This is a genomic window from Paracoccus binzhouensis (genome assembly GCF_016446475.1).
GTDB classification, from domain to species: domain Bacteria; phylum Pseudomonadota; class Alphaproteobacteria; order Rhodobacterales; family Rhodobacteraceae; genus Paracoccus; species Paracoccus binzhouensis.
Genome location: NZ_JAEHFP010000019.1, coordinates 1 through 14,670, shown reverse-complemented (window position 1 = coordinate 14,670; position 14,670 = coordinate 1). Strand labels below are relative to the sequence as shown.

Genomic DNA, 14,670 nt, shown 5'->3' with positions numbered 1-14,670 from the left:
TCAAGACCGTTTGCGGGTCCGGGCAGGGGTGCCGGCGGGAACGCTCCTGGAAAGCAGATGAGGGGCCGCCAGCAACATGTTGTATCAAGGGCAGGAAATGCCGCCGGCTGAAATCAGCCTTGCTGGCCGATGATCCAGGTCATCGCCAGCTCGACCTCGTTCAGGTGCTTGCGCATGGCGGTCTGGGCCTCGGCTTCCGAGCCGGCGGCGATGGCCTCGGCGATGGCGCGATGTTCGTGATTCGAGGTCACGCGCCGATCGGCCATCAGGTTTACCAGTTCAGACTGGCGCATCAGCGCCTCGCGCGAGTCGGTGACGACGCGCAGGAAGACGGTATTGTCCGCCGCCTCGGCGATCAGACAATGGAAGTCGGAATCCAGCCGCACCCATTTCAGCGCGTCCTCCTGCCGTTCCATGCTGTCGCAAAGCTGCATCAGCCGCGCCAGCTGGTCCGGGTTGCGCCGCAGCGCCGCCCAGCCGGCGGCGGGGATCTCGATGAAGGGGCGGGCCTCGATCAGCTCGCGCGCCGAATAGCTGCCATAGGCCAGCTCGGGCGTCTGCCGGTCGGAAATGACGAAGCTGCCGCTGCCGCTGCGGCTGCGGGTCAACCCCAGCGTCTGCAGCGAGCGCATGGCTTCGCGAATGATGGGGCGACTGACACCGTAGCGCTCGGCCAGCTTGGCTTCGGACGGCAAACGGATACCCACCGGCAAATTGCCGGAAAGTATCGCGCCTCGCAGATCCTCGAACACCGTCTCGGCGGCGTTTTTCCGACTGACCGGGCTCTTGTTGGACAACCAATCAGCCACTTTGTTCATGGCGCCAATGTTACATGTCAGGCGAACCTGTCAAGCGGGGCCTTGGGGAAACCGTTACCAATAGATGACGGCGGTGCCGATCAGCCCGACAAGCCCGGCGATCTGCGCCATGAAAAGAAGATGGTAGATCCTCATCGGCGTGCTCCGCGACAGAATCCTGCAATCCCGGCCATAATGCTGCGCGCGCCGGCCCCGGCAAAGCCCCGATCCGGATGGTCAAACATTTATCAACCGGCCGGCGCGAAGGCGCTTGCGCTTGTCCACGGACCGTGGCATGCAGCGCCCGGCGGCGGTGAACGGCTTTGGGTGCGATTCTGCGTCCGCTTCTTCCATATCTGACAATCTGACTGGTTTCCCGATGCGTGATCCCCTGTTCCGCATGGCCCTGTTGCTTGGCCTGCTTTCCGCCGTCGGTCCCTTCGCGATCGACATGTATCTGCCCGCGCTGCCGCAGGTGGCCAGCGACCTGGGCACCACCGAGGCCGGGGCGGCGCTGACGCTGACCTCGTATTTCATCGTCTTCGGCATCGCCCAGATGATCTATGGCCCGATGTCCGATGCGGTCGGGCGCAAGAAGCCGCTGGTGATCGGCGTCGGCATCTTCCTGGCCGCCACCGTGGCCGCCAGCCTGGCGCCGACCATCGGCTGGCTGATCGCCGCCCGCGCCGTGCAGGGGCTGGGGGCGGCCACCCTGATGGTGGTGCCGCGCGCGGTGATCCGCGACATGGCCACCGGCCCCGCGGCGGCGAAGATGATGGCGGCGATCATGATCGTGATCTCGGTCTCGCCCATGCTGGCGCCGCTGACCGGCTCGGCGGTGATGGCCTGGGGCGGCTGGCGCGAGATCTTCGCGGTGCTGGCCGGCGCGGCGCTGCTGAGCCTGGCGCTGATCCTGTTCGTGCTGCCCGAGACGCTGGAGGCCGGCAACCGCAGGCCGGTGCGGATAGGCGCGATGCTGGCGGGGGCGCGCCGGCTGCTTTCGGACCGGCGCTTCCTGGGCCTGACGATGATCGGCGGCTTCGGCATGGCCAGCTTCTTCGTCTTCCTGGCCTCGGCGAGCTTCGTCTATACCCGGCAATACGGGCTCAGCCCCACCGGCTTCTCGCTGGCCTTCGCGGTGAACGCGATCGGCTTCTTCTCGGCCTCGCAATTCGCCGGCCGGCTGGCCGAGCGCTTCGGGATGGAGCGGGTGATCTCGCTGGCCATTACCGGCTTCGCCGGGCTGGCGCTGCTTCTGTCGCTGGTGGTGGCCGCGGGCTTCGACGCGCTGCCGGTGGTGGTTGCCGGGCTGTTCCTGGCCAATGCCTGCCTGGGGCTGGTCATGCCCACGGCCATGGTCATGTCGCTGGACCCGCATCCCGATATCGCCGGGCTTGCCTCGTCGCTGGGCGGCACGATCCAGATGCTGACCGGCGGGCTGATGATCGCCGTGACCGGGCCGTTCCTCGACAACACCGCGGCCAGCATGGTGCCGGCCATCGCGCTTTGCGCGGTGCTGGCCTGGGCTGCGGCGGCCGCGTCGCTGCCGCGCCTGCGCCTGCTGGCCTGAGGCCTAGCCCCAATAGGCGGCGGCGGTGAATTCGCGCTTGCTCAGGCCGCGCGCGACCAGCCGCCGCCGCGCCTCGCGCGCTTCGGCGGCGGGGCCGGCGAACCAGACGTGACGATTCTCGGGGGTGCCGAAATCGGCGCCGTCCAGCGCCGTCAGCAGGTCGTCGCAGCGGCGCACGCGCCCGTCATCGGCCAGGTCGGCCATGTCCTCGGGGGCGCAGCGCAGGACCGCGCGGACTTCGCCCGGCGCCTCGACCAGGATGCGGGCGATGGCGGGCAGGGCGGTTTCGTCCCCGAACAGCCAGATCCGCGAGGCTCCGGGGCAACCGCCGCCGCCAGGGCCGATGATGCCGACCGTCTCGCCCGGGCGGGCGCGGTCGGCCCAGTCGCAGGTCGGGCTGCCGGCATGGCGGAAGATGTCGAATTCCAGCCAGTCGTCCTGCTGCGCGGCGGTGGTGTAGACGGCGCGATGCGGCGCATCTGCGCCTTCGGGCCAGAGGGTGCGGCCGTTCGCGGCGACGCGCGGCCATTGCGGCGCGCGGCCGGGCGGCGGCAGCAGCAGGCGGAAATGCAGCCCGCCCTGGCCGAAGCGCGCGGCCTCCTCGCCCGCCAGGCGCACGCGGATGAAGCCGGGCGTGCGCTGCCAGACCCGCACCACGCGCAGCAGCGACAGGCCGGGGGCCAGCGCGCCCGCGTCCACCCGGTCCCAGCGCACCGCGATGCCGAGGCTGTCCAGCAGCGTGGTGGCGGTGTCCTGCAGGGTCCCGATCAGCCGCTTCTCGGGGGCGCTGAGTTCCAGCCGCGCCGAATGGCCCTCGGGGATCAGGGACAATTCGCAGCCCCAGACCAGCATGGTCAGGCTCTCCGGGGTCTCGATCAGCTCGACCTCCCACTCAGCGGCGCGGGCCTTGATCGCCGCCGCCGCGGCACCCGAGGCGCTGTCGAGCGTTCCGGTGCTGCAATAGGGTCGGATCGGAAACATGGCAGGTCCTTTCGCGCGGCGCAGGTCCTTCGCCCTATATACCCAAGCGAAATGCTCGGCAATATGCGCTAGCCGGCGCGTTCCCGGTCCAGCAGCGCCTGCTTGCGGGCGATGCCCCAGCGATAGCCCGACAGCCCGCCATCGCTGCGCACCACCCGGTGGCAGGGGATGGCCACGGCGAGCGCATTGGCGGCGCAGGCCTGGGCGACGGCGCGGCTGGCGCGGGGTTCGCCGATGCGGCGGGCGATCTCGGCATAGCTGGCGGTGGAGCCGGGCGGGATCTGCCGCAGCGCCTGCCAGACCCGCTGCTGGAAGGCGGTGCCGCGGATGTCCAGCGGCAGGTCCAGCCCGATGCGCGGCGCCTCGACGAAACCGACGACGCGGGCCACCAGCGCCTCGAATTCCGGGTCGCCGCCGATCAGGGCGGCGCGGGGAAAGCGGTCCTGGAAGTCGCGCAGCAGCGCCTCGGGGTCGTCGCCAAGCGCGATGGCGCAGATGCCGCGCCGGCTTTGCGCGACCAGGATGGCGCCAAGCGCGCATTGCCCCAGCGCGAAGCGGATCTCGGCCCCCGCGCCGCCCTTGCGCCAGGCCGAGGGCGTCATGCCCAGCATGGCATCCGCGCTTTCATAGAAACGGCTGCTGGCGTTGAAGCCGGCCTCGTAGATCGCCCCGGTCACGCTGTCGCTGTCCTGCAGCCCCTCGCGCAGCCGGCCGGCGCGATGCGCGGCGACATAGGCGCGCGGCGTCAGCCCGGTTGCCGCCTTGAACTGGCGGTGGAAATGGAACGGGCTCAGCCCCGCCGCCTCGGCCAGCGCGTCGAGGCTGGGCGGGCTGTCCGAGGCCTCGATCAGCCGGCAGGCGGCGGCGACCAGCGCAGCATTGGCCTCGGCCGTCGAAAGTCCGCGCGGGTTGCAGCGCCGGCAGGGCCGGAAGCCCGCCGCCTCGGCCTCGTCCGGGGCGGGGAAAAAGCGGACATTCTCGGGCCGGGCCCGGCGCGACGGGCAGGAGGGCCGGCAATAGACGCCGGTCGAGCGCACCGCATAGACGAAGCGCCCGTCGGCGGCGGCATCGCGCGCCAGCACCTGCTGCCAGCGCGGGTCGTTCTGGGTGGGAAGGGGACGCTGATCCATGGTCGCGGCCTTTCGTTTCATTGCTTCGATAGCATGTCTGGCCGGAAAACGCATCTGCCGCACTCCGCCGCTTGCGGTCAAATTCCGGGCGCGTTTCAACAGTAAACGCACGGAAAGCGTGATTTTTCGCGCAATGTGTCGATTTGATGAAATACTTCAGAAAACCTTTGCATTTCCTTGCTGTCACAGGATTTTTACAAGAAAATGCGAAGCCGCAACGGTGATCGGCGCGGTGCCGGCGCGGCATCAGCCCCATGAAGCGAATTGACACCTCGGCCCCTGGCAGGTGACAGTTTCGTCCAGGGAGGCGGATGCTGCGCGCGGAACCCGTGGTTCCAAGGAATGCCGCCCGGGAGCGAAGAGCCGAAAAGGCACGATTCGGAGGAAGACCATGCAAAGAACCGTTTTCTGGCTTGCCGGGCTGATGGCGCTGCCCGTCGCGGCCGAGGCCAAGACCGAGATTTCCTGGTGGCACGCCATGACCGGCGCCAATGCCGAGGTGGTGACCAAGATCGCCAGCGATTTCAACGCCAGCCAGGAAGATTACGAGGTCAAGCCCGTCTTCAAGGGCACTTACCCGGAAACGCTGAACGCCGGCATCGCCGCCTTCCGCGCCGGGCAGGCCCCGGACATCATCCAGGTCTTCGACGTCGGCACCGGGGTGATGATGGGCGCGCAGGGCGCCATCAAGCCGGTGGCCGAGGTGCTGAAGGAAGGCGGCTACGACTTCGACAAGAGCCAGTATCTGCCCGGCATCGTCGGCTATTACTCGACGCCCGAGGGCGAGATGTTGTCCTTCCCCTACAATTCCTCCTCGCCGATCCTGTATTACAACAAGGACATCTTCGAGAAGGCGGGGCTGGACGTGGACAACCCGCCCAAGACCTGGGCCGAGGTCTGGGCCGCCGCCCGCAAGATCAAGGAATCGGGCGCCGCGACCTGCGGCTATACCTCGACCTGGCTGACCTGGATCCATACCGAGAACTTCGCCGCCTGGAACAATGTCAGCTGGGCCACGAACGAGAACGGCCTGGCCGGCACGCCCGAGCTGAAGATCGACGGCCCGCTGTTCGTCAAGCATTTCCAGGAACTTGCCGACCTGGCGAAAGAGGGCGTCTTCGTCTATGGCGGCCGCACCTCCGAGGCCAAGCAGAACTTCACCTCGGGCGAATGCGGCATCCTGACCGAAAGCTCCGGCGGGCTGGGCGACATCGTCAAATCAGGGATGAACTACGGCATCGGGCAATTGCCCTATGACGAGACCGCCGAGGGCGCGCCGCAGAACACCACGCCGGGCGGCGCCTCGCTCTGGGTGATGGGCGGCAAGTCGGACGAGACCTACAAGGGCGTCGCCGCCTTCTTCAACTACCTGTCGCAGACCGAGGTGCAGCAATACCTGCACGAGCAATCGGGCTATCTGCCGGTGACCATGGCGGCCTATGAGGCGACCAAGGCTTCGGATTTCTACCAGAAGAATCCGGGCCGCGAGACGCCGATCCTGCAGATGATGGGCAAGCCGCCGACCGAGAATTCCAAGGGCGTGCGCGCCCCGAACCTGCCGCAGCTGCGTGACATCCAGAACGAGGAATACGAGAAGATGCTGGCCGGCCAGCAGGACGCGGCCACGGCGCTGAAGAACGCGGTCGAGCGCGGCAACGCCGCCATCAAGGAAGCCGTCGGCGGCTGAGCTTCTGCGGCGGGCGCCCGCTGGCGCCCGCCCTTGCATCGGGGGACGGATGAGACGCACGGTCTTTCCGCACAAGCTGTTGCCCTGGCTGCTGCTGGCGCCGCAGCTGGCGATCACGCTGATCTTCTTCTACTGGCCGGCGGGGCAGGCGTTCCGGCAATCCATGCTGCGCGAGGATGCCTTCGGGCTGAAATCGACCTTCGTCGGCCTGGCGAATTTCCGCAAGGTGCTGGGCGATCCGAACTATCTGAACGCGGTGCAGGTGACGGCTGTCTTCTCGGCGCTGGTGGCGCTTTTCGCCATGGCCATCGCGCTGTTCCTGGCGGTGCAGGCGGAGAAGGTCATTCGCGGCAAGGGCTTCTATCGCACGCTGATGATCTGGCCCTATGCGGTGGCGCCGGCCATCGCCGGCATGCTGTGGCTGTTCATGTTCAACCCCAGCTTCGGGACGCTGGCCTGGCCGCTGCGGCAGATGGGCATCCACTGGAACCCGCTGCTGGACGGGGATCATGCGATGATCCTGGTGGTGGCGGCGGCGACATGGAAGCAGATCAGCTACAATTTCCTGTTCTTCGTCGCTGGCTTGCAGGCGATTCCCCGATCGCTTCTGGAAGCCGCGGCCATCGACGGCGCCTCGCGCCGGCACGCTTTCTGGACCATCGTTTTCCCGCTGCTGACGCCGACCACCTTCTTCCTGCTGGTGGTGAACACCGTCTATGCGCTGTTCGACACCTTCGGCATCATCCATGCGGTGACCGGCGGCGGCCCCGGCAAGGCCACGGAAACGCTGGTCTACAAGGTCTATAACGACGGCTTCGTGAACCTGATCATGGGCGATTCCGCCGCGCAATCGGTGATCCTGATGATCATCGTGATCGCGCTGACCGCCTTCCAGTTCCGCTTCATCGAAAGGCGGGTGCATTATGGCTGAGGCCTCCCCCCTTGCCCCGCGCGGCGCCGGCCGGCTGGTGGCGCATTTCTGGATGGTCCTGGGGGTGATCGTGGTGGCCTTCCCGGTCTATTACGTCTTCATCGCCTCGACCCACAGCACCCAGACCATCCTGCGCCCGCCGCTGCCGCTGCTGCCGGGGGCCGAGGCCGCGCAGAACTATTCCGACGCCTTCTCGGGCGGCATCAGCCGCATCGGCGGCGTCAGCCTGTGGCGGCTTCTGGCCAATACCACCATCGTCGCCATGGGCATCGCGCTGGGAAAGATCGCCATTTCCATGGCCTCGGCCTATGCCATCGTCTTTTTCCGCTTTCCGCTGCGCATGGCCTGTTTCTGGCTGATCTTCATCACCCTGATGCTGCCGGTCGAGGTGCGCATCCAGCCGACCTACAAGGTCATGGTCGATCTGGGGCTGATCGACACCTATCCGGGGCTGATCCTGCCGCTGATCGCCTCGGCCACCGCGACGCTTCTGTTCCGGCAGTTCTTCATGACCATCCCGGACGAACTGCTGGAAGCGGCGCGCGTCGATGGCGCCGGGCCCTGGCGGTTCTTTCGCGACATCCTCTGGCCCCTGTCGCTGACCAATGTCGCGGCGATCTTCGTGATCCAGTTCATCTATGGCTGGACGCAATACCTGTGGCCGTTGCTGGTCACCAATTCCAACGACATGAACACCATCGTCATCGCGCTGAAGAAGATGATCTCCTTTGCCGATGCCGATACGCCCTGGAACCTCGTGATGGTCACAAGCGTGCTGGCCATCCTGCCGCCGATCCTGGTGGTGGTGCTGATGCAGCGCTGGTTCGTCAAGGGCCTGGTCGAGACGGAGAAATAGATGGCCCGCATCCTGCTCAACGACGTCCGCAAGAGCTATGCGGGAAACCAGGTGATCCACGGCATCGGCATCGAGATCGCCGACGGCGAATTCGTGGTGATCGTCGGACCTTCGGGCTGCGGCAAGTCCACGCTTCTGCGCATGGTGGCGGGGCTGGAGGCGATCAGCGCCGGCACCATCGAGATCGGCGGCAAGGTGGTCAACGACCTGGAGCCGCGCCAGCGCGACATCGCCATGGTGTTCCAGAACTATGCGCTTTACCCGCATATGTCGGTGCGCGAGAACATGGCTTACGGCCTCAAGATCGCCCGGATGTCGAAGGCCGAGATCGCGGCCCGCGTCGCCAAGGCCGCGACCATGCTGGAGCTGGAGCCCTATCTGGACCGCAAGCCGCGCGCGCTGTCGGGCGGCCAGCGCCAGCGCGTCGCCATGGGCCGGGCGCTGGTGCGCGAGCCGGCGGCGCTGCTGCTGGACGAGCCGCTGTCGAACCTGGATGCGAAGCTCCGCGTGCAGATGCGCCTGCAGATCAAGGAGATGCACCTGCGCACCGGCCAGACCACGCTTTACGTCACCCATGACCAGGTCGAGGCGATGACGCTGGCCGACCGGCTGATCGTGATGAACAAGGGCGTGGCCGAGCAGATCGCGACGCCTTTGGAGGTCTATGAGCGCCCGGCCAGCGAATTCGTGGCGGGCTTCATCGGCTCGCCGGCGATGAACATCTTCACCGTCCGGGCCGGCGATGGCGGCGTCACCCTGCCGGGCGACGCGGTCCTGCCGCTGCCCGGCGTGCCGCGCGACGGCGAGCTGCGCCTTGGGCTGCGCCCCGAGCATCTGCGGCTGGCCCAGGAAGGCGAGGCGGCGATCCCGGTCCTGCTGCGCTCGGTCGAGCGGCTGGGCGCGGATGCCTTCGGCTATGGCATGATCGAGGGCTCGGAGGTGCCGATGGTGCTGCGCCTGCCCGGCACCAGCCGGGCCGAGCGCGGCGACCGCATCGCGGTGGTGCCGGACCCCGCGCATCTGCATTTCTTCGACCCGGAAACCGGCCGTCGCGTCGAGGGCTGATGGCCGTCACGGCGTGATGGAATCCCATCATGCCGTCAATCATTATCCCTCAGGAATGATCGATTTCGCGCATCGTCCCGCATTGACCTGAATCGGCCGGCCGGCGACAACCCTGCGCAGGCGGGGCAGAGGAGAGAGCCCGTCTTCAACATCATGCCGCATTCCCTGCCCGGCCCCGTGCAGCCGGCCGAGGCCCGCGCTTGGGCGGATGCGGCGCTGCGAGAGGGGGAGCCAACGAATGAAATCCGGATGCGTGACGGCGGTGGCGCTGCTGATGGGGCTTTCCGCCCCGATTATGGCCCAGGAAATGCGGATCGGGGTGGCGATGACCTCCTTCGACAATCCCTTCCTGACCATCCTGCTGGACGGCATCAAGGCCGAGGCGGCCAGGGACGGGGCCGCGCTGATCCTCGAGGATGCGCAGCTCGACGTGGCCCGCCAGCAGAACCAGGTGCAGAACTTCATCGCCAACGGCGTCGACGCGATCATCGTGAATGCTGTGGACGGCGCCGCCACCCCGGCGATGACGCAGATGGCGGTGCAGGCCGGGGTGCCGCTGGTCTATGTGAACCATCCGCCGATCGACCATGGGGCGCTGCCCGAGGGCAGCAGCTTCGTCGGCTCCAACGAGATCGAAAGCGGCACCATGCAGACGCAGGAGGTCTGCAGGCTTCTGGGGGGCAAGGGCGACGTATTGGTGCTGATGGGCCCGCTGGAAAACGAGGCCTCGGCCGTGCGCTCCAAGGACATCGAGGATGTGATCGCAACGCCCGAATGCCAGGGCATGAAGATCCTGGACCGGCGGGTCGGTAACTGGAACCGCACCCAGGGGCAGGACATCACCACCAACTGGCTGTCCTCGGGCCTGCAGTTCGACGCGATCATCTCGAACAATGACGAGATGGCCATCGGCGCGATCCAGTCGCTGAAGGCCGCGGGCGTGGCGATGGACGAGGTGGTGGTGGCCGGCATCGACGCGACGCCCGACGGGCTGGCGGCGATGCAGGCGGGCGAGCTGGACGTCACCGTCTACCAGAACGCCACGAAGCAGGGCGAGATCGCGGTGCAGACCGCCCTCGCCATGGCCAGGGGCGAGCCGGTCGAACGCAACATCTGGGTGCCCTTCGAGCCGGTCACGCCCGAAAACCTGTCGCAATATCGCTGATTGCCACCCTGCCGCCCCGCCGCCGCGGCGAGTCGGCGCGCGACCCATCCCATGGAAAGGACCGAACATGCGCATTGCCATCGACCCCTTCATGCACCGCCACCTGCCGCTGGAACAGATCCCGGCCAAGGTCAGGGAACTCGGCTACGACTGGATCGAGCTGAGCCCGCGCGGCGATTTCCTGGAATGGTTCAAGGCCCCGCGCGTCTTTCCCGACCGGATCAAGGTGCTGAAACGGGCGCTGAAGGATGCCGAGGTCGGCATCGCCAGCCTGCTGCCGATGTATCGCTGGGCCTCGAACGACGAAACTGAGCGCCAGGCCGCCGTCAGGCACTGGAAGCGCGCCATCGAGATCGCCGTCGAACTGGGCGTGGACACGATGAACAGCGAATTCGGCCGCGGCCCGCATCCCGACAAGGGCAGCTGCTATTGCTGCCACACCGGCAGCATGATCGAGGCCTGCGAGGATGCCTGGTGGCGCAGCATGGAGGAGCTGGTGCCGATCTTCGAGCGCGAGGGCATCAACCTGCATGTCGAGCCGCATCCCGAGGACTGGTGCGAGACGCTGCAGCCGGCGCTCGACATCATCCGCACGGTGAATTCGCCGCGGGTGAAATTCCTCTATTGCGCGCCGCATACCTTCTATTTCGGCGACGACACCCGGGCGATGCTGCGCGAGGCCGCCGACGTGCTGGCGCATGTCCATGTCGGCGACACGTTCAACCACAAGGCCAGCTCGGGCCTGCGCTACATCCTGAACCCGCCGGGCACCCAGGCCCGCGTGCACCAGCATCTCGACATCGGCCAGGGCGAGGTGCCCTGGGACGATTTCTTCGGCACGCTGGCCGAGATCGGTTTCGACGGCATCATGACCGCCTGCGTCTTCGCTTGGGAGGACCGCGCCGATCACTCCGGCCGCTTCATGCGCGCCGAGATGCAGAAGTATATCGACCAGTATTGGAAATAACGGCCCTCAGCCCGGACCGGCGCCGCGTCGCCACAGCCAGATAAGCCAGCCGGCCCAGAGCGCGGCCAGCGAGAACCAGGTGAACGCATAGCCCAGATGGCTGTTGCGGAAGCTGACCACGGTCAGCCCGCCGATGGGCAGATCGCCATCGGCGCGGGCATCGGCGTCGATGAAATAGGGCGCGGCGCCGGCCAGTCCCAGCCGGCCGGCGATGGCCGCGACGTCGCGGGAATACCAGCGCCCGGCCTGGGGATCGTTCTTGCGCAGGAAGGCGCCGCCGGGCTGGCTCGTCCGCAGAAGCCCGGTGATGGTGACGGGGCCGCCGGGCAGCACCCGGTCGGCCTCGGCCCGGTCGGTCTCGGGGACGAAGCCGCGATTGACCAGCACCGGCCAGCCCTGGTCGGTGACCAGCGGCGTCATCACCCAGAAGCCGGCGCCGCGATCCGTCACCGCCTTGACCAGCGTATCGCTGTCGGCGTGGAAACGCCCCGAGACGGCCAGGCGGCGGTATTCGTCCGTCCCGGCCGAAAGTCCCGCCCAGTCCCGCGGACCGGGGGCGGGGACGGGTTCGGCCGCCAGCCGCGTCTCGACCCGTGCGATCAGGTCGGTCTTCCAGGCCAGGCGCTGCACCTGCCAGGTGCCCAGCCCGCAAAGCAGGACGAAAACGGCCAGCGCCCCGGTCAAGAGCGCCAGCCGCGCGAAGCGGGACCGCGCCGGGCGCCCTCCCGCATCCGCCGGCCCGGTCACGAGCCGATGCCCTGCATCATCTCGTGATCCATCTGCGGCATCATGTTGGTGTTCATGTGATACATGACCCAGATCGACCCGGCGAGCAGGATCACCACCACCACCACGGTGAAGATGGTCGAGAGCATGGTCCAGCCCTCTTCCTGCTTGCCGTTCATGTGCAGGAAATAGACCATGTGGACCAGGATCTGCACGACGGCGAAGCCGATCACCGTGACGGCGGTCAGCGCCCGGCTTTCGAAGCCGCCGGCCATGACGATGCCGAAGGGCAGGGCGGTCAGGATCACCGACAGCACGAAGCCCTTGAGATAAGAGGCATGGCTGCCATGGTCGTGGCCGTGGTCGTCGTGATGCGCATGAGCGTGTTCGGCGGACATCAGATCATCCCCAGCAGATAGACGAAGGTGAAGACGCCGATCCAGATGACGTCGAGGAAGTGCCAGAACATCGACAGGCAGACCATGCGGCGCTGGTTCGCGGGAATCAGCCCGGTGCGGGTGATCTGCACCATCAGCGTTACCAGCCAGATCGAGCCGAAGGTGACGTGCAGCCCATGCGTGCCGACCAGCGTGAAGAAGGCCGACAGGAACCCGGAGCGCTGCGGGCCGGCGCCGATATGGATCAGGTGGTGGAACTCGTAAAGCTCGATACCCAGGAAGCACAGGCCAAAGAACAGCGTCACCGCCAGCCAGCGCAGCGTGCCCCGCTTGTCGCCCTTGCCCATGGCCAGCATGGCGAAACCGAAGGTGATCGACGAAAGCAGCAGCATGGCGGTGTTGACCGCCACCAGCTCCAGGTCGAACAGGTCCTTGGGGCCCGGCCCGGCGGCGAAGCTGGTGCCCAGCACGCCATAGACTGCGAAGAGCACCGCGAACATCAGGCAGTCGCTCATCAGGTAGACCCAGAAGCCCAGGCTGGTCGAGGCCCCCTCGGGATGGTGATGGGGCTCCAGCTCCCAGTAGCGGCCCATGGTGTCGGTCGTCGCGTGGCTCATGGCTCAGGCCCCCTGCGCAAGCTGGCGCGTCCGGGCATCCTCGGTCGCCTCGATTTCCGAGACCGGGATGTAATAGTCGCGGTTGTAGTTGAAGGTATGGCCGATCGACACGGCGACGATGCCCAGGAAGCTGACCGCCGCCAGCCACCAGACATACCAGATCAGCGCCATGCCGCAGACAGTCGCCAGCGCCGCCAGGATGACGCCGGTGCCGGTGTTCTTCGGCATGTGGATCGGCATGAAGCCGGCGGTCGGGCGGGCGGCGCCGTTCTGCTTCATCTCCCACCAGGTATCCAGCCCGTGCGAGATCGGGTTGAAGGCGAAGTTGTAGGCCGGCGGCGGCGACGAGGTCGCCCATTCCAGCGTCCGGCCGTTCCAGGGGTCGCCCGTCACGTCGCGATAGTCCGGCCGGTTGCGGCGCAGGATCGAGACGCCGAACTGCACGAACATGGCCGCGATGCCGCAGGCGATCAGCACCGCGCCGAAGGCGGCGATGGCGAACCAGATCCGCAGGTCCGGGTCATCGAAGACCCGCAGCCGGCGGGTCACGCCCATCAGCCCCAGGATATACAGCGGCATGAAGGCGAACCAGAAGCCGACGACCCAGAACCAGAACGACACCTTGCCCCAGAACACGTCCAGCTTGAAGCCGAAGGCCTTGGGCCACCAGTAGTTCACCGCCGCGAAGCAGCCGAACAGCACGCCGCCGATGATGACGTTATGGAAATGCGCGATCAGGAACAGCGAATTGTGCAGCACGAAATCCGCCGGCGGCACCGCCAGCAGCACGCCCGTCATGCCGCCGATCACGAAGGTCAGCATGAAGGCCACCGTCCACATCATCGGCAGCTCATAGCGGATGCGGCCACCATACATGGTGAACAGCCAGTTGAAGAGCTTGGCCCCCGTCGGGATCGAGATGATCATCGTGGTGATCCCGAAGAACGAGTTCACGGATGCGCCCGAGCCCATGGTGAAGAAATGGTGCAGCCAGACCAGATAGGACAGCACCGTGATGCAGACGGTCGCGTAGACCATAGACGAATAGCCGAACAGCCGCTTGCCCGAGAAGGTCGAGGTGACTTCCGAGAAGACCCCGAACAGCGGCAGGATCAGGATATAGACCTCGGGGTGGCCCCAGATCCAGATGAGGTTGATATACATCATCGGATTGCCGCCGAGGTCGTTGGTGAAGAAGTTGGTGCCGACATAGCGGTCCAGCGTCAGCAGGATCAGCGTCATGGTCAGCACCGGAAACGAGGCGACGATCAGGATGTTGGTGCAGAACGAGGTCCAGGTGAAGACCGGCATCCGCATCATCGTCATGCCCGGCGCCCGCATCTTCAGGATGGTGACCAGCAGGTTGATGCCCGACAGCGTGGTGCCGACGCCGGCGACCTGCAGCCCCCAGATGTAATAGTCCACCCCGACCCAGGGGCTGTAGCCGATGCCCGAAAGCGGCGGAAAGGCCAGCCAGCCGGTCTGCGCGAACTCGCCCAGGAACAGCGAGGCCATGGTGATGACCGCGCCCCCCACCGTCATCCAGAACGAGAAGTTGTTCAGGAACGGGAAGGACACGTCGCGCGCGCCGATCTGCAGCGGCACGACGTAGTTCATCAGCCCGGTGACGAAGGGCATGGCCACGAAGAAGATCATGATCACGCCATGGGCGGTGAAGATCTGGTCGTAGTGATCCGACATTCCCCAAGTGGCCCGCCGCTTGACTTCAAGATCGCCTGATTTTGCTCGCTGGGCAAGCGTTTTTCGCCCCGAGCGGTGT

Annotated in this window: 15 protein-coding genes; 8 read left to right on the top strand and 7 right to left on the bottom strand. The window is 66.7% G+C overall.

The window, feature by feature from the left end; translation table 11 throughout:
- Nucleotides 1-113 precede the first annotated feature (113 nt).
- Entirely contained in the window at nucleotides 114-818 is a 705-nt protein-coding gene (locus tag I9P22_RS07030) for a FadR/GntR family transcriptional regulator (protein ID WP_199258646.1), read from the bottom strand.
- Between the two features lie 358 nt (nucleotides 819-1,176).
- Between I9P22_RS07030 and I9P22_RS07025 the strand changes: the two genes are divergently transcribed.
- Nucleotides 1,177-2,367: a multidrug effflux MFS transporter gene (locus I9P22_RS07025; RefSeq protein WP_199258645.1), complete on the top strand. Its 1,191-nt coding sequence runs from the start codon at nucleotides 1,177-1,179 to the stop codon at nucleotides 2,365-2,367.
- Between the two features lie 3 nt (nucleotides 2,368-2,370).
- On the opposite strand, the gene I9P22_RS07020 is transcribed toward I9P22_RS07025, so the two are convergent.
- Both I9P22_RS07020 and ada read right to left on the bottom strand, forming a co-directional pair.
- Entirely contained in the window at nucleotides 2,371-3,348 is a 978-nt protein-coding gene (locus I9P22_RS07020; protein ID WP_199258644.1) for a siderophore-interacting protein, read from the bottom strand.
- A gap of 68 nt (nucleotides 3,349-3,416) precedes the next feature.
- A complete protein-coding gene (ada, locus tag I9P22_RS07015) occupies nucleotides 3,417-4,478 on the bottom strand; it encodes a bifunctional DNA-binding transcriptional regulator/O6-methylguanine-DNA methyltransferase Ada (protein WP_199258643.1) in 1,062 nt (353 codons plus the stop codon).
- On the opposite strand from ada, the gene I9P22_RS07010 reads away from it, so the two are divergent.
- From I9P22_RS07010 to I9P22_RS06980, 7 genes are all read left to right on the top strand, one after another.
- Entirely contained in the window at nucleotides 4,477-4,746 is a 270-nt protein-coding gene (locus tag I9P22_RS07010) for a hypothetical protein (RefSeq protein ID WP_199258642.1), read from the top strand. The two genes, ada and I9P22_RS07010, sit on opposite strands and share 2 nt — an antisense overlap.
- A 123-nt stretch (nucleotides 4,747-4,869) precedes the next feature.
- Nucleotides 4,870-6,165: a sn-glycerol-3-phosphate ABC transporter substrate-binding protein UgpB gene (gene ugpB / locus I9P22_RS07005; RefSeq protein ID WP_199258641.1), complete on the top strand. Its 1,296-nt coding sequence runs from the start codon at nucleotides 4,870-4,872 to the stop codon at nucleotides 6,163-6,165.
- A 49-nt stretch (nucleotides 6,166-6,214) separates the two neighbouring features.
- Entirely contained in the window at nucleotides 6,215-7,096 is an 882-nt protein-coding gene (gene ugpA, locus I9P22_RS07000; RefSeq protein ID WP_199258640.1) for a sn-glycerol-3-phosphate ABC transporter permease UgpA, read from the top strand.
- Complete coding sequence (ugpE, locus tag I9P22_RS06995) at nucleotides 7,089-7,952, top strand: sn-glycerol-3-phosphate ABC transporter permease UgpE (protein WP_199258639.1); 864 nt, start codon at nucleotides 7,089-7,091, stop codon at nucleotides 7,950-7,952. The genes ugpA and ugpE overlap by 8 nt, the downstream gene beginning before the upstream one ends.
- Nucleotides 7,953-9,017, top strand: coding sequence for a sn-glycerol-3-phosphate import ATP-binding protein UgpC (locus I9P22_RS06990; RefSeq protein WP_199258638.1), 1,065 nt, complete (start codon nucleotides 7,953-7,955; stop codon nucleotides 9,015-9,017).
- A 238-nt stretch (nucleotides 9,018-9,255) separates the two neighbouring features.
- Nucleotides 9,256-10,182: a sugar ABC transporter substrate-binding protein gene (locus I9P22_RS06985; RefSeq protein ID WP_199258637.1), complete on the top strand. Its 927-nt coding sequence runs from the start codon at nucleotides 9,256-9,258 to the stop codon at nucleotides 10,180-10,182.
- A 67-nt stretch (nucleotides 10,183-10,249) separates the two neighbouring features.
- Nucleotides 10,250-11,149 (top strand): sugar phosphate isomerase/epimerase family protein, encoded by a 900-nt coding sequence (locus I9P22_RS06980; RefSeq protein WP_199258636.1) that lies wholly within the window; start codon nucleotides 10,250-10,252, stop codon nucleotides 11,147-11,149.
- A 6-nt stretch (nucleotides 11,150-11,155) separates the two neighbouring features.
- On the opposite strand, the gene I9P22_RS06975 is transcribed toward I9P22_RS06980, so the two are convergent.
- From I9P22_RS06975 to I9P22_RS06960, 4 genes are read right to left on the bottom strand one after another with little or no spacing between them, the layout of a single operon-like run.
- Nucleotides 11,156-11,896 carry an SURF1 family protein gene (locus tag I9P22_RS06975; RefSeq protein WP_199258635.1) on the bottom strand — a complete coding sequence of 247 codons (741 nt, stop codon included), beginning with the start codon at nucleotides 11,894-11,896 and terminating at the stop codon, nucleotides 11,156-11,158.
- The gene (gene cyoD, locus I9P22_RS06970) at nucleotides 11,893-12,273 is read right to left on the bottom strand and encodes a cytochrome o ubiquinol oxidase subunit IV (protein ID WP_199258634.1); all 381 of its coding nucleotides are present in this window, start codon (nucleotides 12,271-12,273) and stop codon (nucleotides 11,893-11,895) included. Before cyoD ends, I9P22_RS06975 begins: the two co-directional genes overlap by 4 nt.
- Complete coding sequence (gene cyoC / locus I9P22_RS06965) at nucleotides 12,273-12,890, bottom strand: cytochrome o ubiquinol oxidase subunit III (protein WP_199258633.1); 618 nt, start codon at nucleotides 12,888-12,890, stop codon at nucleotides 12,273-12,275. The genes cyoD and cyoC overlap by 1 nt, the downstream gene beginning before the upstream one ends.
- Nucleotides 12,891-12,893: 3 nt before the next feature.
- A complete protein-coding gene (locus tag I9P22_RS06960) occupies nucleotides 12,894-14,591 on the bottom strand; it encodes a cbb3-type cytochrome c oxidase subunit I (RefSeq protein ID WP_408635163.1) in 1,698 nt (565 codons plus the stop codon).
- Nucleotides 14,592-14,670 lie beyond the last annotated feature (79 nt).